This is a genomic window from Mesorhizobium sp. WSM4871 (assembly GCF_055811295.1).
Genome location: NZ_JBVVPU010000013.1, coordinates 129,778 through 156,541, shown reverse-complemented (window position 1 = coordinate 156,541; position 26,764 = coordinate 129,778). Strand labels below are relative to the sequence as shown.

General features: G+C 63.5%; 27 protein-coding genes. 16 read left to right on the top strand and 11 right to left on the bottom strand.

The window, feature by feature from the left end; all coding sequences use genetic code 11:
- Window positions 1–77 precede the first annotated feature (77 nt).
- The 5 genes from AC0L2H_RS25360 to AC0L2H_RS25340 all read left to right on the top strand — a co-directional run bounded on the left by AC0L2H_RS25360 (window position 78) and on the right by AC0L2H_RS25340 (window position 5,976).
- A complete protein-coding gene (locus AC0L2H_RS25360; protein WP_473592728.1) occupies window positions 78–734 on the top strand; it encodes an N-acetyltransferase in 657 nt (218 codons plus the stop codon).
- Complete coding sequence (locus tag AC0L2H_RS25355; protein WP_473592730.1) at window positions 731–1,948, top strand: cytochrome P450; 1,218 nt, start codon at window positions 731–733, stop codon at window positions 1,946–1,948. The genes AC0L2H_RS25360 and AC0L2H_RS25355 overlap by 4 nt, the downstream gene beginning before the upstream one ends.
- 182 nt (window positions 1,949–2,130) lie before the next feature.
- Entirely contained in the window at window positions 2,131–3,135 is a 1,005-nt protein-coding gene (locus AC0L2H_RS25350; protein WP_473592731.1) for an iron ABC transporter substrate-binding protein, read from the top strand.
- Between the two features lie 187 nt (window positions 3,136–3,322).
- Window positions 3,323–4,897, top strand: coding sequence for an ABC transporter permease (locus AC0L2H_RS25345; protein WP_473592783.1), 1,575 nt, complete (start codon window positions 3,323–3,325; stop codon window positions 4,895–4,897).
- Window positions 4,894–5,976 (top strand): ABC transporter ATP-binding protein, encoded by a 1,083-nt coding sequence (locus tag AC0L2H_RS25340; protein WP_473592732.1) that lies wholly within the window; start codon window positions 4,894–4,896, stop codon window positions 5,974–5,976. Before AC0L2H_RS25345 ends, AC0L2H_RS25340 begins: the two co-directional genes overlap by 4 nt.
- A 48-nt stretch (window positions 5,977–6,024) precedes the next feature.
- Here the strand turns inward: AC0L2H_RS25340 and AC0L2H_RS25335 are convergent, their stop codons facing one another.
- From AC0L2H_RS25335 to tlpA, 5 genes are all read right to left on the bottom strand, one after another.
- Window positions 6,025–7,092 carry a sn-glycerol-3-phosphate import ATP-binding protein UgpC gene (locus AC0L2H_RS25335; protein ID WP_473592734.1) on the bottom strand — a complete coding sequence of 356 codons (1,068 nt, stop codon included), beginning with the start codon at window positions 7,090–7,092 and terminating at the stop codon, window positions 6,025–6,027.
- 7 nt (window positions 7,093–7,099) lie between these two features.
- On the bottom strand, window positions 7,100–7,948 hold the full coding sequence (gene ugpE, locus AC0L2H_RS25330; protein WP_097573673.1) for a sn-glycerol-3-phosphate ABC transporter permease UgpE: 849 nt from the start codon (window positions 7,946–7,948) through the stop codon (window positions 7,100–7,102).
- An 8-nt stretch (window positions 7,949–7,956) separates the two neighbouring features.
- Window positions 7,957–8,841, bottom strand: coding sequence for a sn-glycerol-3-phosphate ABC transporter permease UgpA (gene ugpA, locus AC0L2H_RS25325; protein WP_473592784.1), 885 nt, complete (start codon window positions 8,839–8,841; stop codon window positions 7,957–7,959).
- Between the two features lie 83 nt (window positions 8,842–8,924).
- Window positions 8,925–10,235: a sn-glycerol-3-phosphate ABC transporter substrate-binding protein UgpB gene (ugpB, locus tag AC0L2H_RS25320; protein WP_473592736.1), complete on the bottom strand. Its 1,311-nt coding sequence runs from the start codon at window positions 10,233–10,235 to the stop codon at window positions 8,925–8,927.
- Window positions 10,236–10,457: 222 nt separating this feature from the next.
- The gene (tlpA, locus tag AC0L2H_RS25315) at window positions 10,458–11,144 is read right to left on the bottom strand and encodes a thiol:disulfide interchange protein TlpA (protein WP_473592737.1); all 687 of its coding nucleotides are present in this window, start codon (window positions 11,142–11,144) and stop codon (window positions 10,458–10,460) included.
- Between the two features lie 36 nt (window positions 11,145–11,180).
- On the opposite strand from tlpA, the gene argH reads away from it, so the two are divergent.
- The 3 genes from argH to lysA all read left to right on the top strand — a co-directional run bounded on the left by argH (window position 11,181) and on the right by lysA (window position 14,256).
- Window positions 11,181–12,581: an argininosuccinate lyase gene (argH, locus tag AC0L2H_RS25310; protein WP_473592738.1), complete on the top strand. Its 1,401-nt coding sequence runs from the start codon at window positions 11,181–11,183 to the stop codon at window positions 12,579–12,581.
- Between the two features lie 69 nt (window positions 12,582–12,650).
- A complete protein-coding gene (locus tag AC0L2H_RS25305; protein ID WP_473592739.1) occupies window positions 12,651–12,857 on the top strand; it encodes a lipoprotein in 207 nt (68 codons plus the stop codon).
- A gap of 130 nt (window positions 12,858–12,987) precedes the next feature.
- Window positions 12,988–14,256: a diaminopimelate decarboxylase gene (lysA, locus tag AC0L2H_RS25300; protein ID WP_473592740.1), complete on the top strand. Its 1,269-nt coding sequence runs from the start codon at window positions 12,988–12,990 to the stop codon at window positions 14,254–14,256.
- A gap of 20 nt (window positions 14,257–14,276) precedes the next feature.
- On the opposite strand, the gene AC0L2H_RS25295 is transcribed toward lysA, so the two are convergent.
- On the bottom strand, window positions 14,277–14,579 hold the full coding sequence (locus AC0L2H_RS25295; protein ID WP_473592741.1) for an ArsR/SmtB family transcription factor: 303 nt from the start codon (window positions 14,577–14,579) through the stop codon (window positions 14,277–14,279).
- 56 nt (window positions 14,580–14,635) lie between these two features.
- Here AC0L2H_RS25295 and AC0L2H_RS25290 point away from each other — a divergent pair, with 56 nt between their 5' ends.
- The 3 genes from AC0L2H_RS25290 to AC0L2H_RS25280 all read left to right on the top strand — a co-directional run bounded on the left by AC0L2H_RS25290 (window position 14,636) and on the right by AC0L2H_RS25280 (window position 18,735).
- Entirely contained in the window at window positions 14,636–15,571 is a 936-nt protein-coding gene (locus tag AC0L2H_RS25290; RefSeq protein ID WP_473592742.1) for a threonine/serine dehydratase, read from the top strand.
- A gap of 114 nt (window positions 15,572–15,685) precedes the next feature.
- Window positions 15,686–18,322, top strand: a complete 2,637-nt coding sequence (locus tag AC0L2H_RS25285; protein WP_473592743.1) for a TIGR02302 family protein — start codon at window positions 15,686–15,688, stop codon at window positions 18,320–18,322.
- Between the two features lie 44 nt (window positions 18,323–18,366).
- Window positions 18,367–18,735, top strand: a complete 369-nt coding sequence (locus AC0L2H_RS25280) for a glyoxalase superfamily protein (protein WP_473592744.1) — start codon at window positions 18,367–18,369, stop codon at window positions 18,733–18,735.
- Between the two features lie 9 nt (window positions 18,736–18,744).
- Here the strand turns inward: AC0L2H_RS25280 and AC0L2H_RS25275 are convergent, their stop codons facing one another.
- Window positions 18,745–19,602 carry a LysR family transcriptional regulator gene (locus AC0L2H_RS25275; RefSeq protein WP_473592745.1) on the bottom strand — a complete coding sequence of 286 codons (858 nt, stop codon included), beginning with the start codon at window positions 19,600–19,602 and terminating at the stop codon, window positions 18,745–18,747.
- Between the two features lie 229 nt (window positions 19,603–19,831).
- Between AC0L2H_RS25275 and AC0L2H_RS25270 the strand changes: the two genes are divergently transcribed.
- A complete protein-coding gene (locus tag AC0L2H_RS25270; protein ID WP_473592747.1) occupies window positions 19,832–20,782 on the top strand; it encodes a DMT family transporter in 951 nt (316 codons plus the stop codon).
- Between the two features lie 6 nt (window positions 20,783–20,788).
- Here the strand turns inward: AC0L2H_RS25270 and AC0L2H_RS25265 are convergent, their stop codons facing one another.
- From AC0L2H_RS25265 to AC0L2H_RS25255, 3 genes are read right to left on the bottom strand one after another with little or no spacing between them, the layout of a single operon-like run.
- The gene (locus AC0L2H_RS25265; protein WP_473592749.1) at window positions 20,789–21,160 is read right to left on the bottom strand and encodes a response regulator; all 372 of its coding nucleotides are present in this window, start codon (window positions 21,158–21,160) and stop codon (window positions 20,789–20,791) included.
- Between the two features lie 57 nt (window positions 21,161–21,217).
- Window positions 21,218–21,760 carry a hypoxanthine phosphoribosyltransferase gene (hpt, locus tag AC0L2H_RS25260; protein WP_473592751.1) on the bottom strand — a complete coding sequence of 181 codons (543 nt, stop codon included), beginning with the start codon at window positions 21,758–21,760 and terminating at the stop codon, window positions 21,218–21,220.
- Window positions 21,761–21,771: 11 nt separating this feature from the next.
- Window positions 21,772–22,416 (bottom strand): hypothetical protein, encoded by a 645-nt coding sequence (locus tag AC0L2H_RS25255; protein ID WP_473592752.1) that lies wholly within the window; start codon window positions 22,414–22,416, stop codon window positions 21,772–21,774.
- A gap of 190 nt (window positions 22,417–22,606) precedes the next feature.
- Between AC0L2H_RS25255 and ftsE the strand changes: the two genes are divergently transcribed.
- The 3 genes from ftsE (at window position 22,607) to AC0L2H_RS25240 (ending at window position 25,085) form a co-directional block, all read left to right on the top strand.
- Entirely contained in the window at window positions 22,607–23,266 is a 660-nt protein-coding gene (gene ftsE / locus AC0L2H_RS25250) for a cell division ATP-binding protein FtsE (RefSeq protein ID WP_006328438.1), read from the top strand.
- Complete coding sequence (locus tag AC0L2H_RS25245; RefSeq protein ID WP_473592754.1) at window positions 23,259–24,248, top strand: cell division protein FtsX; 990 nt, start codon at window positions 23,259–23,261, stop codon at window positions 24,246–24,248. Before ftsE ends, AC0L2H_RS25245 begins: the two co-directional genes overlap by 8 nt.
- A 153-nt stretch (window positions 24,249–24,401) precedes the next feature.
- Complete coding sequence (locus tag AC0L2H_RS25240) at window positions 24,402–25,085, top strand: YdcF family protein (RefSeq protein WP_473592756.1); 684 nt, start codon at window positions 24,402–24,404, stop codon at window positions 25,083–25,085.
- Window positions 25,086–25,112: 27 nt separating this feature from the next.
- On the opposite strand, the gene AC0L2H_RS25235 is transcribed toward AC0L2H_RS25240, so the two are convergent.
- Complete coding sequence (locus tag AC0L2H_RS25235; protein ID WP_473592758.1) at window positions 25,113–25,745, bottom strand: pyridoxamine 5'-phosphate oxidase family protein; 633 nt, start codon at window positions 25,743–25,745, stop codon at window positions 25,113–25,115.
- 113 nt (window positions 25,746–25,858) lie between these two features.
- Between AC0L2H_RS25235 and AC0L2H_RS25230 the strand changes: the two genes are divergently transcribed.
- A complete protein-coding gene (locus tag AC0L2H_RS25230) occupies window positions 25,859–26,764 on the top strand; it encodes a LysR family transcriptional regulator (protein ID WP_473592759.1) in 906 nt (301 codons plus the stop codon).

Sequence of the window (26,764 nt, the reverse complement as noted above, 5' to 3'; positions counted from 1 at the left end):
CCCACCCCGTGCGAAAGAGCACGACTAGCAAATAAAGGCGGCTTGTTCCATACCGGACTGTAGGGCGGAGACTTGCGATGACGAAGAAGATCCAGCTTCAACTGGTTTCCGAAGATGCGGTACCGCTGATGGCTGAGCTGGAAACCGCAGCCTGGGGCCCGCTCGGGGCCGGCCCGGACGTCATTCGTCGCCGCCTGTCGCTTGGGCACACGATGATCGCCGGCTCTGCAGGCTCTCTCGTCGCCGGCGCTATTTGTTTCGTCGAAACGAACCAGGACCCTCACGATACGGCAACTTTTCCCAAGACCTTTGCAGACTACTCTTCGATGGAAAGAAGCCAGCCACCGCTTTCGCTATACGTTTACAATCTCGGCCTGCGACCGGAGTTTCGCGGGACCGATCTGGTGCGTCGGCTGCTTTCGGAGATGCTTGAGCATGGTCGCCGGGTAGGAGCCCGCTGGGCCGTGGGCGATGGGCGATGCCCATCCTATGCGGGCGCGCAGGAAGATAGTCCAGACAAGGTCGTTATGGATCCAGGGTTCCGCGAAACCATCGGTGAATGGCACCGGACCGGTGTGATGCCTTCGGTAGATTCCATAGTCAGGGACCCATTGCTGCGGTTCTACCACAGAACCCTAAATTGCAAATTTCTGCATCTGGCCCCCGATTTCCTGCCGGAGGATGCAAGCTCTGGAGGCTACCGGGTCATCTTCGCGGTGGATGTCACCCGATGATCGGCGACGTTGAGCTTTTCGATCCTTTCGTTCTTGGCGACGATCCGTTCCCGGAGTTCGCTCGCCGCCGGGCGAATGGCGCAGCCGCCCGGGGCAAACCGCCCTATCCCGAGGCTGGCCAAGCCTACTATGTCTTCAGCCATGCACTGGTTTCGAAGGCACTGAAACATCCGTCGCTTTTGCAGGCGCCTCCCGGTGCTTATGAATCGGTTCGGCAAAAGATCACCCTTGATTTCGCGCTCGATCTCTTGACCAAATCCATGCTGCTTTCCGACCCGCCGGAACATATGCGGCTGCGCCGTCCGCTCGGCGGGTTGCTGGCGTCGTCCTCTATTGCCGGCCTGTTCGATAGGCTCCTGGCAACTGCATCGGAGTTGACGCGGAGATCCGCAAGCAAGCCGGAATTCGACGCGATTGGCGATCTGGCTGTCCCGCTGTCGTTCTCCGGGCTGGAACAGATCCTCGGGCTGAACATCGAGGACCCATGGTTGATCGGTGGCGATGCGCAACGCATGGCCACCGCATTGGAAATGAGGCTTGGTGGCATCGATCCGCAGGCCAATGATGCCTGCCGGCGGCTGCAGGATTGGGTGTCCTCGGCGATAGACAATGGGTCAGTGGTGCCGAATGGCATGACGGCGCAGATGCTGGCGGAAGTCGACGCCGGTCGCTGGCGGCGTGAAGACGCCGTTGCCAACGTCGTGTTTCTCCTTTTTGCGGGGCAGGCGACGGTCGTCGATACGTTCGGCAATGCGCTGATGGCGCTGGAGCGTTTCCCCGAACAGCGAAGACTGCTTGACGACGGACGCGTCAGCTGGTTGTCCGCCGCGGAAGAACTGCTGCGCTATTGCGCCCCGGTTCACTACGCCGGCGCGCGCATCGCCGCGGAGGACCTGGAGTTTGGGGGCATCGTCATTCAGGCCGGACAGGCTATCGTCCCGGTGCTTGCCAGCGCCAATCGCGACGCTTCGGTTTTCGTTGCCGGCGACCGATTGGATTTGCAGTCCAGCGTTCCTTCCACTCTTACTTTCGGCACCGGCCTGCATGTCTGCCTCGGTCAGCATCTCGCCCGGCTGGAACTTGCCGCCCTGCTGGAAGCCTTGTTCACCCATGCCGAGGGCTGGCGCCTTGATCTTCCAAGGGTTGGAAGGCGGCAATCGGTGCTGCTCTACGGCCTGCAAACGGCTCCTGTGATTTTGCCTAACACCGCATAAGCGCCCCAGCTGCCAGCGCACCTTTAGCCGCTCATTCCTTTCACACAGAGTTGTCCTTCGAAGGCGGGGCCTTTGCAGCCGGCGACCGATTGAAGCAGCCTCTCAATGTTGACTATTGTATTCAGGTATTGCTAGGTGCAGCTGTGCCAATTCAGAGACCATCGAGAGCGAGGACGACGCCCATGAAATCTGCCCTTTCCACCCTTGCCGGCGCCGCGCTGGCAATCGGCCTGATCATAGGCGCGGCAGTGGCCGAGGAAGACGGCATCGTCGTCTACAACGCCCAGCATGAAAGCCTGGCCAAGGAATGGGCCGAGGGCTTCACCAAGGAAACCGGCATCAAGGTCACGCTACGCAATGGCGGCGACAGCGATTTCTCCAACCAGATCGTTGCCGAAGGCGCCGCCTCGCCGGCCGATGTGTTCCTGACCGAAAATTCCCCGGCCATGGCTCTGGTCGAGGCATCGGGCCTGTTCGCGCCCGTCGATGCCGACACGCTGGCGCAGGTTCCCAAGGAATACCAGCCGACCACCGGCAAATGGGTCGGCGTTGCCGCGCGCAGCACCGTCTTTGCCTACAACAAGACCAAGCTCAGCGCCGACCAGTTGCCCAAGTCGCTGCTCGATCTTGCCGATCCGAGCTGGAAGGGCCGTTGGGCCGCATCCCCCTCCGGCGCCGACTTCCAGGCGATCGTCAGCGCGCTCTTGCAGCTCAAGGGCGAGGCCGCCACGACCGACTGGCTGAAGGCGATGAAAGAGAATTTCACCGCCTACAAGGGCAATGGCACGGTGATGAAGGCGGTCAATGCCGGCGAGATCGAAGGCGGCGTGATCTACCACTATTACTATTTCGGCGATCAGGCCAAGACCGGCGAGAACAGCAAGAACGTCGCGCTGCACTATTTCAAGAGCCAGGACCCCGGCGCTTTCGTCTCGATTTCGGGGGGTGGCGTGCTGGCCTCCAGCAAGCACCCGAAGGAAGCCCAGGCGTTCCTGAAATGGGTGACCGGCAAGGGCGGCCAGGAGGTGCTGAAGACCGGCACTTCCTATGAGTACGCTGTCGGCAAGGGCGCGGAGTCCAACCCCAAGCTGGTGCCGCTGGCCGATCTGCAAGCGCCGAAGGTCGATCCGGCGACGCTGAATTCCAGGAAGGTGACCGATCTGATGACGGCAGCCGGCTTGCTTTAGCCCGCATTCGTCCTAAAAGAGCAACCGACTGCGCTCCTGCGGGAATTCGCTTTCCGCGGGAGCGCTCTGTTTTCGAGATGGCATTCGTCCCCATGACGACCAGCATGACGGCAGACTGCATTTCCGGCCGCGTTCGCGGTTCCTTCAACCGTTGCCGCCGGCGGGCGGCGGCATGGCGTCCGGCCTGATGCAGTCAGCGGCCGATCTTGCCCGCCCAGGCCTGGCTGCCGGCCGGTCGGCCCGGCTTCGGTCCCCATCCTGGATCTTGCTCGCCGCAATCCTCGTCTCGCTGTTTGCGCTGCTGCCGCTTGCCTTCATCTTATGGGTCGCGGTGCAGACCGGCTGGGAAACCGTATCGACGCTGGTCTTCCGGCCGCGTGTTGGCGAGCTTCTGGTCAACACCGTGCTTTTGGTGGTGCTGGCCATTCCGATCTCGATCGTGCTTTCGGTGGCGCTGGCCTGGCTGACCGAACGCTCGGACCTGCCCGGCGCCCGCCTCTGGGCCTGGCTATCGGTGGCGCCGCTGGCCATTCCAGCCTTCGTCCACTCCTATGCCTGGATCACCCTGGTGCCTGGACTGCACGGCCTGTGGGCCGGCGTTCTGGTTTCGGTCATCGCCTATTTCCCGTTCCTCTATCTGCCGGTGGCGGCGGCGCTGCGCCGGCTCGACCCCGCCCTCGAAGACGCCGCCGCGGCGCTCGGTCTCGGTCCGTGGCGCGTGTTCGCCCGCGTGGTGCTGCCGCAGCTCAGGCTTGCCATCTGCGGCGGTTCGCTGCTGGTCGGCCTGCATCTGCTTGCCGAATACGGCCTCTACGTCTTCATCCGCTTCGACACCTTCACCACGGCGATCGTCGACCAGTTCCAGTCGACCTTCAACGGTCCCGCCGCCAACATGCTGGCCGCCGTGCTGGTGACCTGCTGCTTCGTCCTGCTTGGGCTGGAAGTGCTGGTGCGCGGCGAGGAGCGCTACGCCCGCGTCGGCTCCGGCGCCGCACGCCAGCAGCAGCGCACCGGGCTCGGCCGTGCCACGCTCCCTTGCCTGGCTCTGCCTGCCGTCACCGCGCTGCTGGCGCTTGGCGTGCCGTTTATCACCATCGGTCGCTGGCTGATCGCCGGCGGCGCCGATGTCTGGCGCCTCGACGAGATCGGCCTGGCGCTCGGCCAGACCCTGTTCCTGGCGCTCGCCGGCGCCTTGCTTGCCACCCTCGCCGCCATGCCGATGGCCTGGATCTCGATCCGCGCGCCGGGACCGCTGCAGCGTCTATTGGAGGGCTGCAACTACATCGTCGGTTCGCTACCCGGCGTGGTCGTGGCGCTGGCGCTGGTCACCATCACCGTGCGCATCGCCCTGCCGCTCTACCAGACCTTGTTCACCATCCTTGTCGCCTATGCGCTGATGTTCCTGCCGCGCGCCCTGATCAGCCTCAGGGCGTCGATCGCGCAGGCGCCGGTCGAGCTCGAACGCGCCGCCTCCAGCCTCGGCCGGCCGCCGCTCAAGGCGCTGTGGTCGACGACGATCCGCCTGTCGGCGCCGGGCGCGGCGGCGGGCATGGCGCTGGTGGCGCTCGGCATCATGAACGAACTGACCGCCACGCAGATGCTGGCGCCGAACGGCACCCGCACGCTGGCGATGGCGTTCTGGTCCTACAGCGGCGAGATCGACTATGCGGCGGCCGCACCCTATGCCTTCATCATGGTGGCGATGTCGCTGCCGCTGACCTGGCTGCTCTATGTCCAGTCGAAGCGAATGGCCGGACGATGAGCTTTCTCGAACTCACCGACGTGCACAAGCGCTACGGTTCGGTAGCGGCACTGGCCGGCGTCGACCTCAGCGTGGCCAGCGGCAGCCGCACGGCGATCGTCGGGCCGTCCGGCTGCGGCAAGACGACCTTGCTCCGTCTGATCGCCGGTTTCGAGGCGCCAGACCAAGGCCGCATCGTGCTCGACGGCGAGGTGCTGGCCAATGGCGGCGCTGCCGTGCCGGCATATCGCCGCGGCATCGGCGTGGTGGCGCAGGACGGCGCCCTGTTTCCGCATCTGAGCATCGCCGACAATATCGGCTTCGGCATGGCGCGCGGCGAGGACAAGCGCAGCGAACGCATCGTCGAACTCGCCTATATCGTCGGCCTGGACAAGGCGATCCTGAAGCGACGGCCGCACGAGCTCTCCGGCGGTCAGCAGCAGCGCGTGGCGCTGGCCCGCGCCATGGCGATGAAGCCACGGCTGATGCTGCTCGACGAGCCGTTCTCGGCGCTTGACACCGGCCTGCGCGCCTCGATGCGCAAGGCGGTCGCCGAGCTTCTGGAGGCGGCCGGCATCACCACCATCCTGGTCACCCACGACCAGGCCGAAGCGCTGTCCTTCGCCAGCCAGGTCGCTGTGATGCGCGACGGCCTGTTCTCGCAGGTCGGCACACCACGCGAGCTCTATCTCCAGCCGAAAGACCGCATGATTGCCGAATTCCTTGGCGACGCCATCATCTTGCCGGCGAAGATCGCCGATGGCTTCGCCAGCTCGCCGCTCGGCCGCATCGCCGTCGACACCAGGGAACGGCGCGACGTCGCCCGCATCATGCTGCGGCCGGAACAGGTGCTGTTGAAACGAACGTCGCGCGAAGGCATGTCGGGCACGCCGGAGATGCTGTTCGGCGAGGTGACGGAATCCGAATTCGCCGGCTCCATGTGCACTATCGCTGTGCGGCTGCTGAACAGTCCCGATCCGCCCGACGCCGCCGCGATCGGCAACACGCCGTTGATCCTGCGCAAGCCAGGCATGGACACGCCTGTCGTCGGCGAGATCGTGCGGCTGACCGTGTCCGGCAAGGCGCATGTATTCGCCTGAACGCTCTTGCGTCTCTCGCAGCTCGCTGGTCAGGACGATAGGCTGGCTTCAATCGACCCGTTTACCAGCCCGATCGAACCAGTGCAGCTTTTCGGACTTGGCCACGACGCGCAACTGGTCGCCGGGTTTGGCGGTGGCGCGACCTGAGACGCGCACGACGATACGGCTGCCGCCTGCCGAGCAGTGAAGAAAGCTTTCGGCGCCCACTGGTTCGACCGCCTCGACTGTCGCCGGCAAAACGAGCGCTCTGGGCGGCGCCTCCGCATTAAAGGTGACATCGGCATCTTCCGGGCGAAAACCGAGTGTCGCGGCGTTTGTTGCGGGAGGTGCCAAGCCGATCGCCGTACCGTCGGCCAATATTGGCCCCGAGGAACCTCCAGCCAGCGCCAGAAGATTCATCGGCGGCGCGCCTATGAAGGAGGCGACGAAGGTCGAGGCCGGTTTCTCGTAGATATCGAGCGGAGCGCCCATCTGCTCGACCAGTCCGCCATTCATCACGACGAGGATATCGGCCAACGTCATCGCCTCGAGTTGGTCATGCGTCACGTAAACAGAAGTAACGCCGAGCGTGCGCTGCAGATTCTTTATCTCGACCCGCATCTGGCCGCGCAATTTGGCGTCAAGGTTGGAAAGTGGTTCGTCGAACAGGAAGACCTTCGGATTGCGCACAATCGCGCGGCCCATGGCGACACGCTGGCGCTGACCGCCAGACAGCTCGCGCGGGCGGCGGTCGAGCAGCGCCGAAAGCTCCAGCACCTTGGCCGTCGAGCGCACCCTGCTGTCGATCTCGGCCTTCGGCGTGCCACGGTTACGCAGCCCATAGGCCATGTTGTCGTAGACCTTCATATGCGGGTAGAGGGCGTAGTTCTGGAACACCATGGCGATGTCGCGCTCGGTCGGACCGATTGTGTTGACCACCTTGCCGTCGATGGCGACCGTGCCGGCGGAAATGGTCTCCAGCCCGGCGATCATTCTGAGAAGGGTGGACTTGCCGCAGCCGGATGGACCGACCAGCACGCAGAGCTCTTTATCGGGAATGGCGATGGAGACGCCCTTCACCGCTTCGACCCCGCCGGGATAGACCTTCTTCACATCCTTCAGATCGACGGTAGCCATCAGCCTCTCACTTTTCGGAATCGACCAGGCCGCGCACGAACCAGCGCTGCATCAGCACCACCACCAGGATCGGCGGCACGATGGCCAGCATCGCCGTGACCATGACCAGATGCCATTGGGTGTCGGCATCGGCGAAGGACACCATCTTTCTCAGGGCGATGACGATGGTGTTCATGTCGTTGCTGTTGGTGACGAGCAACGGCCACAGATACTGCGTCCAGCCATAGATGAAGAGGATGACGAACAGCGCCGCGATGTTGGTGCGCGACAGCGGCAGGAGAATATCGAAGAAGAACCGCCAGGGCCCGGCGCCGTCAATCCGCGCCGCTTCGACCAGTTCACCCGGAATGGTCATGAAGAACTGGCGGAACAGCAGCGTTGCGGTGGCCGAGGCGATCAACGGGATGATCAGGCCCGCATAGGTGTCGATCATGCCGAGATCGACCATCACCTTGTAAGTCGGCAGGATGCGCACCTCCACGGGCAGCATCAAGGTGATGAAGATCAGCCAGAAGAAGGTCATGCGCAGGGGAAAGCGGAAGAACACGATCGCGTATGCCGACAGGATCGAGATGAAGATTTTTCCCACCGCCACGCCGAGCGCCATGATCGTGGTGTTGAGGAGCAGCCTGCCGACGCTGACACCGCCGATGCGACCAATGCCGCCGAACAGCGCCTCGCTGTAGTTGTTCCAGAGCTGGTCGCCGGGCAAGAGCGGCAGCGGCGGCCTGAGGATCGTTTGCAGCGTGTGTGTCGATGCCACGAACGTGTAGTAGATCGGAAAAGCCACGATCAATATGCCAAGGATGAGCACGGCATGGGCGATGAAGGTGCGGAGCGGGGACTGGCCGATCATCGCTGCCCTCAGCCGTAATGCACTTTGCGTTCCACGTAGCGGAACTGGATGGCGGTAAGCGCAATGACGATGGCCATCAGGATGACCGACTGCGCTGCTGAATCGCCGAGGATCAGATTGACGAAACCATCGTTGTAGACCTTGTAGACCAGCGTCTCGGTCGCCTTGCCCGGCCCGCCGCCGGTGACAGCATGGACGATGCCGAACGTGTCGAACAGGGCATAGACGGTGTTGACGACCAGCAGGAAAAAGGTCGTCGGCGCAAGCAGGGGGAAGACGATCGTCCAGAAGCGCTTGGTGTCGCGGGCGCCGTCCATGGCCGCCGCCTCGATCAGCGTTTTCGGCACCGCCTGCAGGCCGGCGACGAAGAACAGGAAATTGTAGCTGATCTGCTTCCAGGCCGCGGCCGACACCAGCAGGATCATGGCGTGGGTGCCGTTGAGCAGGGGGTCCCAGGCAATACCGAGATTTCTCAGCAAATAGGCCAGCGAGCCGATCGACGGATTGAACAGGAACAGCCAAAGCATGCCGGCAATAGCCGCGGCTACCGCGTAAGGCCAGATCATCAGCGTCCGATAGAGACCTTTGCCGCGCACCACTTTCTCCGCCATCACGGCAAGCAGCAGCGCCACGCCCATGGCGACGATCGCGGTCGCAAGCGAAAAAACCACCGTGACCTTGATCGAGTTGAGATATGCCGGGTCGGCCAGCACCTTCCGGAAATTGGCGAACCAGACGAACTTGGTCCTTAGCCCGAACGGATCTTGCCTGAGCATCGACTGGTAAACCGCCTGACCGGCCGGCCAGTAGAAGAAAACCAGTGTTATGGCGAGTTGTGGCGCCACCAGCAAGTAGGGCAGGATCTTGTTGGGAAAGACGACGCGTGGAGACAGGGCTGATTTCCCTCGCTATTCAGAAGTTACCCACGCGAGCTCGCGTGGGCGTTATTGCAACCGACTGACCGAGATAAACCTCGTCAGTTCTCGAGCGCTTCCTTGATCGCCGCGTCGCCGCGTGTGACAGCATTGTCAAGCGCCTGCTGAGCGGTTTGCTGACCGGCCAGCATCTTTTCGAACTCCTCGTTCTGGATATCGCGCACCTGCGGCAGATTCGGCAGGCGCACGCCCTTCGAGTTGTCGGTCGGCGCCTTGCCCGTCATTTGCAGAATGGGTGTCTCGCGGCCGGGGTTCTTGTCATAGAACCCTGATTTTTTGGTCGCCTCGTATGCAGCGAGCGTCACCGGCAGATAACCCGACTTCTGGTGCAGATATTCCTGCACATCTGTCTTGGACAGATAGGCGAAGAAGGCCGCGACGCCCTTGTATTCCTCGTCCGACTTGTTGCCGAACACCCAGAGGCTGGCACCGCCCGGGGTTGTGTTCTGCGGTGCGCCCTTGGCATCGGTATCATAGGGAAGCTGGCCGATACCATAGTTCATGCCGGACTTGACGATGTCGCCAAGGCCGCCCGACGATTCGGTGAAGATGCCGCATTCGCCGGCAAGGAATATCTGCTTGGCTTCGGAGGTGCGCCCGCCATATTTGAACGTACCATCCTTGGCGAGGTCTGCCAGCGCCTGGAAATGGTTGACGAAAATCGGCGCGTTTATCTTGAGCTCGACATCACCGCCGGCCAGGCCGTTCTGCTGTGTGGCCCACGGCACATCGTTCCAAGCCGCAAAATTCTCCAGATGAATCCAGGTCAGCCAGGTCGAGGTGTAGCCGCAAGGGGCCGCGCCGCTCGTCTTGATCTTCTTGGCGGCATCCCAAACCTCGTTCCAGGTCTTGGGCGGATTGTTCACGTCGAGACCCGCCTTTTGGAAGATGTCCTTGTTGTAGTACAGGATCGGGGAGGAAGAGTTGTAAGGGAAGGACAGCATGGTGCCGTCCGGCTTCGAATAATAGCCGACGATGCCGGGTAGATACTGGCTCTTGTCGAAGGTCATCCCAGCACCTGTCATCACATCGGCCACCGGCTTGATCGCGCCCTCGGCCGCCATCATCACGCCGGTGCCGACATCGAACACCTGCAGGATATCGGGCGCCTGTCCGGCACGGAACGCGGCGATGCCGGCATTCAGCGTCTCGGGATAGGTGCCCTTGAACACCGGAACGAGCTCATACTCGCTCTGGCTCGCATTGAAATCCTTGGAGATCTTGTCGACGACCTCGGCGTTGGCGCCGGTCATGGCATGCCACCAGCTTATCTGCGTGACCGCAAAGGCGGATGTGGTGGAAAGCAAGGTCAATGTGGCGGCAACACTGGCCGCGAAGCCGAACAACTTCATGTTTCATCTCCCGTTTGTCATTGGCGAAAGGGGCACTCCCGCAGAGGCAATATGTGGCGCTTGTGACAATCGGACAACGGTTTTGTTGCGGATCGATGAACTTCATCTCCGTCCGAGGTAACACTCGCTTCCGAAGAGAGACGGCGGAAAGGAATTGGTAAGCCGGCTTACTGCCCTAACGAAACGCGACCGCGACCTGCGACAAACGCCGATTGCCCGCGCTCAGTCTGACGGTCTGAGCGCCGTCTCGACCAGCCGCTTGGCGTCCGGGCTCGACCATTCGGCCGGGCCGTTCATATGCGCGATCAGGCAGCCTTCGCCATCAACCAGCATGGTGACCGGCAAGCCGAGCGCCAGGCCGCGCGTCTTGAGATCGTTGAACAGCGCCATCGTCGAATCGCGGTAGTAGTCGAGCGCCTCGATGCCGATATCCCTGAGGAACTTCTTCGGCTTGGCATCGTCTCCGGCATCGACATTGACCGCTACAACCTGGAAGGCGTCGCTGCCTTTGTCCTTTTGCAGCGCATCGAGCGCCGGCATTTCGGCGCGGCAGGGCGCGCACCATGTAGCCCACAGATTGAGCAGCACCGTTTTTCCCGCATGGTCGGCGAGCGTCATCGGCTTGCCGTCGGGGCCGTTGAAGGCGAGACTCTTCAGCGATTGCGGCGGGTCAGCCGGCAAAAGCGCCGCCACCTGGCCGGTGGCGGCCGCGGCGACCTTCTTGGCGCGGTCGGCCTTGGCGGCGCAGGCGACATCGTCCTTGCTGTCACCGGCAGCGACTTGTGCCGGGGCGTTGTTGCCAGAACCGCTCTCGCTGACATATACCGCGACCGCGCCCGCCAGCACGCCCGCCACCAGGGCGGCGAGGATAAGGCGCGGGGCCGGGAAGAATCTATTGCCGTCTGCCATGTCTTAAAAACTGCTCCGGAACAACGGGTTATAGCGATGAGCGACAAGAAGGCCAGCAACCAGATGTGGGGCGGACGTTTTGCCTCGGGTCCGGCCGCGATCATGGAAGCGATCAACGCGTCGATCTCGTTCGACCGCAAACTCTATGCGCAAGACATCAGAGGTTCGATCGCCCATAGCGAGATGTTGGCTGAAACGGGCATTATTTCGGCAGCCGATCAAGAAAAAATCGCTCACGGGCTGAACACGATCCTGACAGAGATCGAAGCCGGCACGTTCGAGTTCTCGACCCGGCTGGAAGACATCCACATGAATGTCGAGGCCCGCCTTGCCGAACTGATCGGCCCGGCCGCCGGCCGCCTGCACACCGCCCGCTCGCGCAACGACCAGGTGGCGGTCGACCTGCGGCTCTGGGTCAAGGACGAGTGTTTGCGCGTCGCCGAGGCGCTGAAAGGCCTGATCGCGGCCTTTCTGGAGCGGGCCGAGGAGCATGCGGCAACGGTGATGCCGGGCTTCACCCACATGCAGGCGGCGCAACCGGTGACCTTCGGCCATCACTGCATGGCCTATGTCGAGATGTTCTCGCGCGATTTGTCACGTGTTCGCGATGCCATCGAGCGGATGGACGAAAGCCCGCTCGGCGCCGCAGCCCTCGCCGGCACCAGCTTTCCCATCGACCGGCACAAGACGGCGAAGGATCTCGGCTTCCGCGAGCCGATGCGCAATTCTCTGGACAGCGTTTCGGACCGCGATTTCGCACTGGAATTCTTGGGCGTCGCGGCGATCTGCGCCACGCATCTGTCGCGGCTGGCCGAAGAGATCATCATCTGGTCGACGCCGCAATTCGGCTTCGTCAGGCTGTCGGACTCATTTTCCACCGGCTCCTCGATCATGCCGCAGAAGAAGAACCCCGACGCCGCCGAACTGGTGCGCGGTAAGACCGGCCGCGTCACCGGCCATCTGGTCGGCCTGCTGACCGTCATGAAGGGCATGCCGCTGACCTATGGCAAGGACATGCAGGAGGACAAGGAATCCGTATTCGACGCCGCCGAGACGCTCGACCTGATGCTGGCGGCGATGACCGGCATGGTGCGCGACATGACGGTCAACGCCGCAGCGATGAAAAAGGCGGCCGGCGCCGGCTATTCGACGGCCACCGATCTTGCCGACTGGCTGGTGCGCACGCTCGGCCTGCCGTTCCGTGAGGCGCATCACGTCACCGGCCGCGCTGTAGCACTGGCCGAGGAGAAAAAGGTTGGGCTCGACAGGCTTTCCCTCCAGGATCTGCAATGCGTTCATCCTGACATCACGGCTGATATCTTTTCGGTGCTTGCCGTGCAGAATTCGGTGAAGAGCCGCGTGAGCTTCGGCGGCACCGCACCGTCGGAAGTGAGGAAGCAGATACGCTATTGGAAAAAGCGGCTCGCCAAGGCCTGAGCCAGGGTGCAATGCGCCGAAAACTCGGCTAAAAGCGGCGGCACGCAAAAGTTTCGGACGGATGGATCGATGACCGGAAGCAGGATTTTGGTAACGTTGACGCTGCTGGCGGTGATCGCGACCGTTACGGCCTGCGGCAGGAAAGCCGGTCTCGACACGCCTTACGAGGCTGCCGTGCAGGCCCGCAAGGACGCCGAAAAGGCCAAGCAGCCGCTCCCGCCGGAGCCGGAAAAACCGGTCGAGGACAAGAAGTTCATTCTCGACCCGCTGCTCTAGCGTGATCCCGAACCGAAGGTCAGCGAAGCAAAAAGTTCCAGACTTTCGGACAGGATCACGCGAAAAAACAAGATCTAGAGCCGATGAGATCAGCCGATCGCAGCGTGCTCCAACTTCCGGAACCATTCTCGTGAACCATTTCGACTACCGCGACGGCGTGCTGCATGCCGAGGACGTCGCGATTTCAGATATCGCGGCCAGCGTCGGCACGCCTTTCTACTGCTATTCGACGGCGACGCTGACCAGGCATTTTCGCGTCTTCACCGACGCCTTTACCGGCCTCGACGCGCTGGTCTGCTATGCCATGAAGGCGAACTCCAACCAGGCGGTGCTGAAAACGCTGGCCAGGCTTGGCGCCGGCGCCGATGTGGTCTCGGAAGGCGAATTGCGCCGGGCGCTCGCCGCCGGCATTCCGGCCAACAAGATACTGTTTTCGGGCGTCGGCAAGACAGCGCGAGAAATGGATTTCGCGCTCTCGGCCGGCATCCTCTGCTTCAACGTCGAATCCGAACCGGAACTCGAGCTGCTGTCGGTCCGGGCCACCGCACTCGGCAAGGTCGCGCCGGTCTCGCTGCGCATCAATCCGGATGTCGATGCCAGGACGCACAAGAAGATCTCCACCGGCAAGGCCGAGAACAAGTTCGGCATTCCCTGGCAAAAGGCGCGCCAGGTCTACGCCCGCGCGGCCGAGCTGCCGGGCATCAAGATCACCGGCATCGACACCCATATCGGCAGCCAGATTACCGAGCTGCAGCCCTTCGACGACGCTTTCGCGCTGCTGGTCGAACTGGTCGGCACGCTGCGCGCCGACGGGCACGCCATCGAGCATATCGATCTCGGCGGCGGCCTCGGCATTCCCTACCGCGTCGACAACAGCCCGCCGCCGCTCCCGGACGCCTATGCCGAGATCGTCGGGAAGCACGTCACCAAGCTTGGACTGAAGGTTATGTTCGAGCCCGGCCGGCTGATATCAGGCAATGCCGGCATTCTCGTATCGGAAGTGATCTTCGTGAAGGAAGGCGACGCCAAGAACTTCCTCGTCGTCGATGCCGCGATGAACGATCTGGTCCGTCCGACACTCTACGACGCTTTTCACGACATAAGGCCGGTGGTGCAGCAGCCGGCAACGGCGCCGCGCATGACAGTCGACGTCGTCGGCCCGGTCTGCGAGACCGGCGACTATCTCGGTCTGGACCGCGACTTGCCCCGGCTCAAGTCCGGCGACCTCATCGCCATCGCCACCGCCGGCGCCTATGGCGCGGTGCAGGCCGGCACCTACAACAGCCGGCTTCTGGTGCCCGAGGTGCTGGTCGACGGCGATCGCTTCCACGTCGTGCGTCCGCGCCAGACCTATGACGAGCTGATCGGGCTGGATTCGCTGCCCGACTGGTTGAAATAGCCCCGGAATTCCAGAGCAGTCTACAATCGGTGCAGAACAAGCGCCCTTGTCTTGGCGATCCCGTCTTCGTCGCGGCGATAGAACGTCCACTGCTTGATCCGCTTGGCTTGCAGCAGGCCTGCCTGCGTGAGCACCCGCATGTGCTCGCTGAGTGTCGCCTGAGTAATGCCGAGTTTTTCGGCGATCAGCAGCGCGCAGACACCGTCCTCGACCAGATCGCCATCGGCTTGGCGTGGGAAATGGGCGCGCGGATCCTTCAGCCAGTCGAGGATATGCAGCCTGCGCTCGTTGGCGATCGCTTTGAAGACATCGACCTCTTGCATTTAGTCATTTTGCTAAGTTACTAAGTAATGTCAATCCCGGGAGGCGAGAACAAGCCATGCCAAATACGATCACGCGCGAACGCATTGCCGCCGCGGAAACGCGCATCCGGCCCTTCGTGCGCCGCACGCCGGTGCTGCGCGTCGACATGGCCGATTTCGACCGCCCGGCTCTCGGCGTCGACCTGAAGCTCGAATGCCTGCAGCATTCCGGCTCGTTCAAGGCGCGCGGCGCGTTCACCAATCTTCTCGAGCGGGCCGTGCCGAAGGCTGGCGTCGTCGCGGCATCGGGCGGCAATCATGGCGCCGCCGTCGCCTATGCCGCCATGCGGCTTGGCCACAAGGCGACCATCTTCGTTCCCGAGGTGAGCCCGCCGGCCAAGCTCGACCGTATCCGCGGCTATGGCGCCGATCTGATTGTCGGTGGCGCCCGCTACGCCGAGGCATTGGCCGCCAGCGAGAGCTTCGCCGAAAAGACCGGCGCATTGCAGATCCACGCCTTCAACCAGGAGGAGACATTGGTCGGGCAAGGCACGCTCGGCCTCGAGATCGAAGCCGAGCTGCCCAAGCTCGACACGCTTCTGGTCGCTGTCGGCGGCGGCGGGCTGATCGGCGGCATCGCCGCCTGGTTCGCCGGCCGCATCAGGATCATCGCCGTCGAGCCGGAAGGCGCGCCGACGCTCTACCGCGCCTTCGAGGCCGGGCGGCCGGTCGACGCGCCGGCCGAAGGCATCGCCGCGGATTCGCTGGCGCCCAAGCGCGTCGGCGAAAAGATGTTTCCGATCGCCGAGGCCTTCGTCGAACGTTCCATACTGGTCAGCGACGACGACATCATTGCAGCGCAGGCGGCACTTTGGGACCGGGTGCGAATCATCTCCGAGCCCGGCGGCGCGGCGGCCTTCGCGGCCCTCCTGTCGGGCCGCTACGTGCCGTCTGAGGGCGAGCGTATTGCCGTTCTGGTCTGCGGCGCGAACACGAATCCGGCGAAATTCTGACGATAATGGCTGCAATCCCCTTCACGTTTTTGGGAACCGCCTCGCCTTCGCCGTGTTTGTTGCTATTCTTCTACCCGTGAGGTTCGGGCTATCCCGCCCGACCAGGAAGGGCCGATGACGCAACGACCCACCTTCACCAGCGATCGCAGCCTGGCCGGGCGCCTTGCCCTGAGCCGGCTGGCGACGCGGGTTTCCATGACGGTCGAGTGCGGCTGGCCGTTGCTGCTGCCGCTGATCATCATCGCCAGCCTGTTCCTCAGCGTCTCGTGGCTCGGCCTCTTCCCTCTCCTGCCCGACATGGCGCGCATCGGCGTCGTCGCGGCATTCGCCATCGCAGCCCTTGGCGCACTCTACCCCTTGCGTTTCTTCCGGATGCCGTCCAGCGCCGAAGTCGACCGGCGTATCGAGGCGGCCAATGAACTGCTGCACAGCCCGGTGCTGGTGCAGACCGACCGTCCGAGCGGCAAGGAAAGCGGCTTTTCGCAGGCGTTGTGGCGCGAGCACCAGAAACGCATGGCCGAAAAGCTCGACCAGCTCGGCGCCGACCTGCCACGCACGCGCGTACCCGAGCGCGACCCGTGGGGACTGCGCGCCGTGGCGGCGCTTCTGCTCGTTACCGCTTTTGCCTTTTCCTTCGGGCCGTCCGGCGGTCGCATGACGGACGGATTCAGCGCCAATGCGGCGCGCGACGTGGTACCGCCGCGCGTCGACGCCTGGGTGACGCCGCCTGCCTATACCGGCAGGCCGCCGATCTTCCTTACGGCCCCTGTCTCCACGGCCGCCAACGCCACCAACGTCAATCAGGCGGCGCCCGCCTTCACCGTGCCGGAAGGCAGCGACGTGTCGCTGCGCGTCACCGGCGGGTCGGGCGAGGAAACGCTGAGCTATGCCGACGCCAGCGGCAATGCCCGCGCCATCGACCCGCAGGCCGCGGCAGCCAAGCCGCCGGCAAACCCGGCGCCTCCTTCCCCCGTGGCGCCCTCCACCGTGCGCCAGTTCACCGGCAAGCTTACGGCCAACGGCACGCTGACGCTGAAATCGGCTGACGACGAACTTGGCCGCTGGGCCTTCGCGGTGATCCCCGACAAGCCGCCGCAGATCCGCTTCGTCGGCGAGCCCAAGCGCGCCGCCAATGGCGCTTTCGAACTCAACTACCAGATCGATGACGACTATGGCGCGGCCTCGGCCAAGGCGAGCTTCGCCTTGGCCGACCCGCAGGCGCCGAATGCGCGTCCGCTCTATGGCCCGCCCGAAATGCCATTGGCCTTGCCGCGCCGCGGCGGCAATGCCGCCAAGGCCACGAAGGACCTGACCGAACATGTCTGGGCCGGCGGCAAGATCAAGCTGACGCTTGTCGCCACTGACGATGCCGGACATACGGCAACCAGCGAAACCAAGACGCTGGTGATGCCGGAGCGGCCATTCTCCAATCCGCTGGCGCGCGCCGTGATCGAGCAGCGCCGGATGCTGGCGCTCGACGCCAATGCCAAGAGCCGGGTGCTCGACCTGATGGACGCGATCACGCTTCGGCCCGAAGACACGTTCGACAACATGGCTCACTACCTCGCCATCATGAGCGCGCGCAGCCGCCTGAAGATGGCCGACAGCGACGACAAGTTGCGCGACGAAGTGTCTTATCTCTGGGAGATCGCGCTCGGCATCGAGGAGGGCAATCTGTCGGCGGCCGAGAGGCGGCTGCGCCAGGCCCAGCAGGCGCTGCAGGATGCCATCAAGAACGGTGCCAGCGACGAAGAAATCGACAAGGCGATGAAGGAACTGCGCGAGGCGATGAACCAGTTCCTGCAGGAATTCGCGGCGCGCGCGCAGCAGAATCCGAATGCGCCTCAGATGCAGCAGAACGGCCAGGAACTGCGCCAGAGCGACATCGAACGCATGATGGACCAGATCGAGAATCTGGCGAAATCAGGCGATCGCGACAACGCGCAGCAACTGCTCTCGCAACTGCAGGACATGATGAACAATCTGCAGGCCGGGCGCCAGCAACCGGGCGGTGGCGAGCAGGACAGCGAGATGCGCCAGCAGATGGACAAGCTCGGCGAGATCATGCGGCGCCAGCAGGAGATGATGAACGACACGTTCCGCATGGACCAGATGCAGCGTGGCGAGCGCCAGCGCGGCCAGAATCGCGACGAGCAGCTCGGTGAGAATGGCGAGCAGGGTCCGATGGGCGAACAGGGCAAGCCCGGCCCGGGCGATGATCGCGATCCGCTTGGCCGGCCGAAGCCGATGACGCCGCAGGAATTCGCCGATGCGCTGAAGCAGTTGCAGGAGGGTCAGGGCAAGCTGCAAGGCGACCTCGATCAGCTGAAGAAAGGGCTGGAAGGCATGGGGCTCGAGCCCAGTGAGGGATTTGGCGATGCCGGCAAATCCATGGGCAATGCCGAACAGTCGCTTGGCGAAGGCGACGGCGATCAGGCTGTCGGTCATCAGGGCCGCGCGCTGGAGGCGTTGCGCAAGGGCGCCAAGGACATGATGAAGCAATTGCAGGCCATGCAGGGCGACCAGGGCGGCAACGGAGAAGGCGGCCGCCAGCAGAATGCCGACCGCGACCCGCTCGGCCGGCCGCGCGCCACCCAAGGTCCCGATTTCGGCGAATCGGTGAAGGTGCCGGACGAGATCGACGTCCAACGCGCCCGCCAGATTCTCGAAGCGATCCGCAAGCGGCTCGGCAATGCGCTCAGCCCGGATATCGAACGCAGCTATCTGGAGCGGCTGCTGGAGCTGAAATAACTCCCCTCACCCCATCGCCTTAAGCATGAACCACTGAGACCACTATGGTGAAACTCGGCGCCGTCACCCCGATCCTGCGCATCTTCGACATCGCCAAGGCGCATGAATTTTATGTCGGCTTTCTCGGCTTTGAGGTGCAGTTCGAGCACCGCTTCGACGACAACGCTCCCCTCTATATGGGGATTTCGCGTGACGGCTGCGTGCTGCATCTGAGCGAACATCACGGCGACGGCGCGCCAGGCGTCCACGTGCGGATCGAGGTGACCGACATTGCGGGGCTGCACCGCGAATTGACGACCAGGAATTACCGTTTCGCCAGGCCGGGGCTTGAAGAGACGCCGTGGAAGACGAGGGAAATCACTGTCGGCGACCCATTCGGCAACCGGCTGACCTTCTATGAGGGCATCCGGTAGCAACTTGCTCTACCGGTTGGTGAACGCCTCGCGGATCGCCTCTTGCATGCCGTCTATGGCCTCGCCGGAAGCGTTCGGGTTGCGGCGCAGCACGACATTCGAGGCGTCGATGTCGCAGAACCCGTCGGCGGCGGCGAGTTCCCGGCAACCGGCCGGTATGTTGCTGCGCGAGATCGGCGCGATCGCCAGCCCGGAGGTGACGGCGAGCTTGAGGCCGCCATTGGTATCGCTGGTATAGGCGACGCGATAGGCGAGACCGCGCTGCTCCAGTGACTTGATGGCGAAATCCTTGCACCAGCCGGCGTGGTTGTAGAGCGCGATCGGCACCGGGCGCTCCTCATGCATGTGATGCAGTTCCGACGTTACCCACACGGTCGGATCCTGCATCAGCACCTCGCCGCCGGAAAGATCCTGCCATTCGAACACCACCGCCAGATCGAGCTCGCCGGTGGCGAGCGCCGCTATCTGGGCACCGGAATGTGCATAGCGCACGGTAACTTCGACCTGAGGATGGCGCTTGGCGAAGGCGCCGAGCGCGCGCGACAGGATGGCGTGACCATATTCTTCCGGGATGCCGATGCGCACCGGTCCGCCAAGCGGCGCCGCGGCCATCGACGCCGCGGTCTCCTCGAGCAGCGACACGATGCGCCGGGCGTTGCCGATAAGCTCACCGCCGCGCCGCGTCAGCGCCACGCCGCGCGAGCCGCGCTCGAACAGGCTGTCGCCGACCAGGCTTTCCAGCTTCTTCATCTGCATCGAGACCGCCGACTGGGTGCGGCCGGCCTGCTCGGCTGCCTTGGTGAAATTGCCGGTGTCGGCAACCGCGACGAAGGTGCGCAACAGGTCACTGTCGAGGGTTGGCCGCATGCTATCCGCCATAAGAAAATCTGATTGCAGGCATCATTCCAATTCGTTTGCAACATGTCAAACGCGAGAAGATACTTCATCCACCCATTGGATATGCGGCCGCGAAATCGGCCGCGGACCAATCTGAAGAGTCCTCACTCATACCCGCTGCCCGAAACGGTGGCGGGTTCTTTTTACCCCAAAGTAGGCCCGGTCTTCGAGGCCGCGCGCAAGGAGCCTGTGAAATCGCATGCAGAACCGGATCGTCCTCGGCATGGCAAGCCTTTGCCTCGGCGTGCTGGTGTTCTCGCTCCAGGATCCATTGGTCAAGGCCGTATCGAGCACCTATCCGGTGACCGAGGTGATGGCCATTCGCTCGATCGTCGCCCTGCCGATCCTGATCTTTCTCGTCCACGCCGATGTCGGATTGCAGGCAATACTTTCGAAGCGGTTTGGCATGCTGACGATGCGCGCCTTCATCCAGTTCTCGTCCTACACGGTCTACTATCTGGCGATCGCCGCCCTGCCACTGGCCGACGCGGTGGCGCTTTACTTCATGGCGCCGCTGTTCATCATGGCCCTGGCCGGACCCTACCTTGGCGAACATGTCTCCTGGCGGACGCTGGCCACTGTCCTGGTCGGCCTGCTTGGCGTGCTGGTGATGTTGCGCCCGGGCGCCGGGCTGTTCGACTGGGCGGCGCTGCTGTCGCTGGCCTCGGCGGCGCTTTACGGTTTTTCGCAACTGATGGCCCGCAAGATCGGCGACACCGAATCCTCCACCGTCATGGCGTTCTACCAGAACGGCGCCTATCTGGTGGGCGCTGCGGTGGTCGCCGGGTTGTTTTGGATGGCCGGCATAACCCATGCGGTCCACCCCAGCCTCGAATTCCTGGTCAGGCCATGGATCTGGCCGACAATGGCCGATTTCCTCAAGATGGGCGCCTGCGGCTTCGTCGCCTCGGCCGGGATGATCCTGTTGTCGCAGGCCTACCGGCTGGCGCCCGCCAACCGCGTCGCCACCTTCGAATACACCGGCATCATCTGGACGCCGCTGTGGGGTTTCCTGTTCTTTGCCGAGGTGCCGCGAGCGACCACCGTCATCGGCGCGGCCCTCATCATCGGCGCCGGTCTGTTCGCGCTTAATGCCAGCCGGCGTCTGACCGGCGAACCGGCAATTGCGGCGACCTGCGATCCCGCATGAACCCGATCAGGCGAAACAGGCAAGCGCCTGTTCGACACGCGCGCGGATTTCGGCCAGCGTGAACGGTTTCTGGACGACGTCGCGAATGATGCCGTTCAGTTCCTCGGCGCGCTCGCGCTGGTCGGCATAGCCGGTCATCAGCATGATCTTCATCGCCGGGAAGAGAGCGGCCGACGCCTTGGCCATCTCGATGCCATCCATCTCCGGCATGCGGATATCGGACAGCACGAGGTCGTAGCCGCCAGATGCGGCGCGGATCAGGGCAAGCCCTTGCGCGCCATCGGCGGCGATGTCGATCACATGCCCGGCGCGTTCGAGCGCGCGGGCCGCGAGGGTGCGAACGGACTCATCGTCCTCGACAATCAGGAGCTTTGCCATGGCGCGAATACTTGGCGAGGAAAAGTTGACTTTTCCTGAACCAAGAACGGCATCAATCTAGGCGTCGCCTTTGACGACGCCGACGAACGGCAGCTCACGAAAGGCGTGGGCGACATCCATGCCGTAGCCGACGACGAAATAGTCGGGGCAGTCGAAGCCGACATAGTCGGCGTTGAGCGCGGTCTGGCGGCGCATGCGCTTGTCGAGCAACACGGCGATGGCGCAGCTTCTGGCGCCGCGCGACAGCATCAGGTCGCGGGTGAAGGACAACGTCTTGCCGGATTCGAGAATGTCGTCGATCAACAGCACGTCGCGGCCGGCGACCTCATTGTCGATATCGCGCAGCACCTTCACCTCGCCGCTGCTGGTACCCGCGCCGTAGCTGGAGATGAAGATGAATTCCACCTCGGGCGACAGGCCGACATCGTGCATGGCGCGAATGAGATCGGCGGCGAAGATGAACGAGCCCTTCAGCACCGAGATCACCAGAAGATCCTGGTAATCGTGCCCGGCGATCTCCTTGGCCAGTTCGAGATTGCGGCGGGCGATCGCCGATGCCGAAAACAGGACTTCGATGTCCTTGCCGCGCACGATTGGCATTCTTTGCTTTCCTAGCTGGCGAACGTCACCGAGACCGCCTTAACGCCATTTCTAGGCACATCGAGTCTGCTGGAAAAGCCAAATCTTTCGCCAGGCGCCAGCGGCCGATTGGATGCCCCCAACGTGTAGCGGGTGATGCGGCCGTCATTGCCGATGACCCGGATTTCCAGCGGCGGCAATTGCGCAGCCTTGGCCCCGTCATTGGTCGCCTCGGCGTTGACAAGCAACACCGGATCGGGACCGGAGGCATCGACGCGGGAAGTGACGCCGGAAATGCTGAGCGCGACGCCGGCCGGCTGTTCAACAGCCCAGAAAGGCGCATGGCGCACCAGCGTGTGGCCACCCGAGACCCAGAAGGCCGCAAAGGCGGCGCTGAGGCCGGCAATCCAGAAGATCGGCCCGCCGCGCGATGCCAGCGGCCGCTCCGCGGCGGCTTCCGCCTTGCGAAGCATGTCCATGCCTTCGATCGATGGCGTGTCGATCACGCGCGAAGGCGGCGGCGACGGATCGATATCGGCGGCAGCGCGGGATACCACTTCGTAGTCGGCTTCGACAATGTCGGCGGCTGGGCCACGCATGACGCGTTCCGGCACGACGGCCGTATCCGTCATGATTTCGCCGGAAACCGGGCGCGCGGTTCGATCCTCAGCCATCATGGCCAACACTGCACCACTTGTTTGCTCTTCGTTTCTTTTGCGTAAATGGAAATGGTTAACGCTTCCCCACCGGAACCGCTGTGACGAACCGAAAAACATCGAAAATTAACCAAGGGTTAACCATGCCGGCCGATGGTCTTTTCCAGGAAAAGGCTGGCGTTTCGCCACCGCAAGTTTCAGGTCGTCGAACGTGATCCGCTTCGAAAATGTCGGCCTCCGCTATGGCATGGGTCCGGAAATCCTCCGCGACATTTCCCTGCACATACCGGAGCGTTCCTTCCAGTTCCTGAGCGGGCCTTCGGGCGCCGGCAAGACGACGCTGCTGCGGCTTTTGTTCATGTCGCTCAAGCCGACACGCGGGCTGATCACCATTTTCGGCAAGGACCGTTCGCGGATCTCGCGCGCCGAACTGCCGCATCTGCGGCGTCGCATCGGCGTAGTGTTCCAGGATTTTCGACTGCTCGACCACATGACGACCTACGAGAATGTCGCCTTGCCGTTGCGCGTGCGCGGGCGCGAGGAGATGAGCTACCGCACCGACGTCACCGAATTGCTGAAATGGGTCGGCCTTGGCGAACGCATGCATGTGCTGCCGCCGGTGCTGTCGGGTGGCGAGAAGCAGCGCGCCGCCATCGCCAGGGCGCTGATCGAGCAGCCCGAGATCCTGCTGGCGGACGAGCCGACCGGCAATGTCGATCCGCCATTGGCTCGGCGTCTGCTCAGGCTGTTCATCGAACTCAACCGGCTGGGCACCGCGGTGGTGATCGCCACGCACGACCTCGGCCTGATGGAACAGGTCGACGCACGGCGCATGATCCTGGCCGGCGGGAGGCTGGATATCTATGACTGACCTTCCCGCCGAACATCTTAGGGATCAGGGCATCGAAGAGGCCGGGATAAAACCCCGCGCCCAGCGCAAGATGGCGCCGATCGTGCCGGCGCAGAACATCGCCGGCCGGGCGCTGCTGCTGGTCATCGCCATCATGACGTTCCTCACCTGCCTGACCTTCGGCGCGGTGACGCTGGTGCGCGACACCGCCTCGGTCTGGGAGAACCAGATCTCGCGCGAGGCGACGATCCAGATCAAGCCAGTCGACGGTCTCGACATGGAGGCAGCCCTTGCCCAGGCCTCCGGGATCGCCGGTGAATTCCCGGGCGTCAAGGCCACAAGGATCATCGACCGCGACGCTACGGCACGGCTTTTGGAGCCGTGGCTGGGTTCGGGTCTCAACATCGACGAACTGCCGGTGCCGCGTCTGATCATCGTCACCATCGACGAGAACAACCCGCCCGACTTCGCCGCCATGCGCGCGGCGATCACGCCGAAGCTGCCGAGTGCGTCCCTCGACGACCATCGCACCTGGGTCGACCGTCTGGTGGCCATGGCCCGCACCACGGTGACCATCGGCATCGCCGTGCTGGCGCTGATGCTGTCGGCAACCGTGCTCACCGTGGTATTCGCCACGCGCGGCGCCATGGCCGGCAATGGCCATATCATCGAGGTGCTGCATTTCGTCGGCGCCGAGGCGCGCTTCATCGCTCGCGAATTCCGCCAGCATTTCCTGGTCACCGGCATGAAGGGCGCGGCCGCCGGCGGTGCGGCGGCAATCCTCGTCTTCATCGTCTTCTCATGGTGGTCGTCGCGCAACATGGCGACGCCGCAGGCCGACCAGGCGACTGCCCTGTTCGGCAATTTCGCTATCGGTTCGGCAGGCTATTTCGGCGTCGCCCTCATGGTGCTGGTCGTCGGCGCGCTGACGGCGGCAACCTCCCATGTCACCGTCGTTGCCTATCTCAGCGACATCGATGTTCGCCAGCCGGACGGCGGCTAATGCATGCTGCCCAACGACGACATGCGCAAAAGTACCGATCACGGATGGAAACCTGCCGTAACGCAAAGTGCGACTTCGACCTATCAAAGGCCGCAATTCGGGGTTAACCATGAGATGATGGACGCGAGGGACTCGATCGATACGGCTGGACGCATGCCAGTTCTGGTCATGCCGTCGCGTGGCTTTGGCAAACTTGGCCGGCTAAGTTCCGTCATCCGTGTCTGCGCTTATACCCTGATCGCGCTCATAGCGGTTTTTGTCGGCGGCTTTGCCTTCTTTGCCAATACCGTCAGTCACCTGACGACGCCTGCCAATCCGGTCAAGGCCGATGCTATCATCGTTTTGACCGGGGGCCAGTCGCGCCTTGACGCGGCGATGAACCTGCTTGCGTCCGGCAAGGGCGAACGGCTGCTGATCAGCGGCGTGCATCCATCCGCCAGCCGCCGCCAGCTTCAGGCCGCGACCGGCGGTGACAAGAAGCTGTTTTCCTGCTGCGTCGACATCGACCGCGCCGCGCTCGACACGATCGGCAATGCCGAGGAAAGCGCCAAATGGGTGGAAGACCACGCCTACGGCACCGTGATCCTCGTCACCAACAACTATCACATGCCGCGCAGCCTGCTGGAGATGGGCAGGCTCTTGCATGGCGCCAAGCTTGAGCCCTACCCGGTGGTCAACACCAATCTCGACAATGGCGGCTGGCTGACCAAGCCCCGGGCATTGCGCGTGCTGTTCACTGAATACAACAAGTACCTGCTGGCGCTGGCGCGCGGCATCGTGCCGGTGAAGCCGACGCCTGACGGCATCGCGCTGGCCGAGGCTGCCGCACCGAATTAAGCCGCCCTTGGACCCGGAGCGACAGCATTATTCTTTGCCCGCAGTGCTTGGAATGCCGCGCAGGCGCGCGATCTCCTGTTCGAGCAAGTCGATACGCTTGTCCCGCTCGGCCAGCGCCGCGGCCACGTCGGCCGCTTCGAACCGTTGCGGGATGTGCTGCGGGCAATTGGCATCCCAGGCCGAGACCGTGAACAGGATGATCTGCTCGGGCCTAGCCTTGTAGCCTTCCGGCATCAGCTTCGCCATCAGTTCCGCATCATCCTCGACCACGCGCGCTCTGCCCCAGAGCTTGATGCGCTGCCGGTGCGCATAGTCGATCAGGAACAGGAAGGCGCGCGGATTATCGGCCAGATTGCCCTGGGTGATGAATTGCCTGTTGCCGGCGAAATCCGCGAAACCGATCGTCCGCTCGTCGAGCACCTTGAGGAAGCCGGCCGGCCCGCCGCGATGCTGGATATAAGGCTGGCCCTCGCCATTGGCCGTCGAGAGGAAGACGCTGGTCTGCGCCTCGATGAAGGCGGCGAGATCGGGCGTGATACTGGCCTGCCAGCCGCCGCGCTCCTCGACCCGGGCATAGGCCTCGCGAGAGCCTTTGCGAGCCTGGATCGCCTTGACGGTCGGTGTAAAGGCGACGTCGCTGGTGAAAGCATGGGCGTTCATGAAGCCTCCTTCAGGCAGAGCCTCGAACCATAATCCGCTCTAAATAGAACCTTCCATCTTTCGGATGCAGATGGCATATTTGCAATCTATCCTTCCATTTTCCGGAAGAACCTATGGATCGTTTCGAAGCCATGTCGCTTTTCGTCGCCGCCGCGGAAGCCGGCAGCCTTTCGGCCGCGGGGCGCCATTTCGGCATTCCGCTCGCAACGGTCAGCCGCAAAGTCTCCGATCTGGAGCGGCATCTGGAGACGCGTCTCCTGAATCGCTCGACGCGGCGGCTAACGCTGACCGATGCCGGCCAAGCCTATCTCGCCGCCTGCCGCCGCATTCTGGGTGAGGTCGGCGAGGCCGAGCGTGCCGCTGCCGGCGAATACAGCACACCGACCGGCGAATTGATCGTCACCGCGCCGATCGTCCTTGGCCGCCTGCACGTGTTGCCGGTCGTCACCGGCTTCCTCGCAGCCTACCCCGACGTGGACATCCGCCTGACGCTTGCGGACCGGATAACCCAGTTGATCGAGGAGCATATCGATCTCGCCATCCGCATCGGCCAGCTTCCCGATTCGAGCCTGGTCGCCATCCGCGTCGGCTCGATCCGTCGCGTCGTCTGCGCGAGCCCGACCTATCTCGCCGAACACGGCACGCCGAAGACCCCGAGCGACCTTGCCGCGCACAGTTGCATCGCCTTCGAGGGGCTGACCTCTCCCGCCACATGGACTTTCGCCACAGGCAAGACCGAACGCGCCGTCACGATCCGCTCCAGGCTTCGGGTCAACACCGCGGAAGCGGCGATCGATGCCGCGATTGCCGGTGTCGGGGTTACAAGGGTGCTTTCCTACCAGATCGCCGCCGCGGTGCGCTCGGGCACGCTCTGCCCGGTGCTGGAGGCGTTCGAGCCGCAGCCATGGCCGGTGAACCTCGTGCATGCCGGCCAGGGCCTGCTGCCGGTGAAGCTGCGCGCCTTCCTCGATTTCGCCGCCCCACGCCTCAGGGAGCGCCTGGCGCAGGCGACGTGGTAG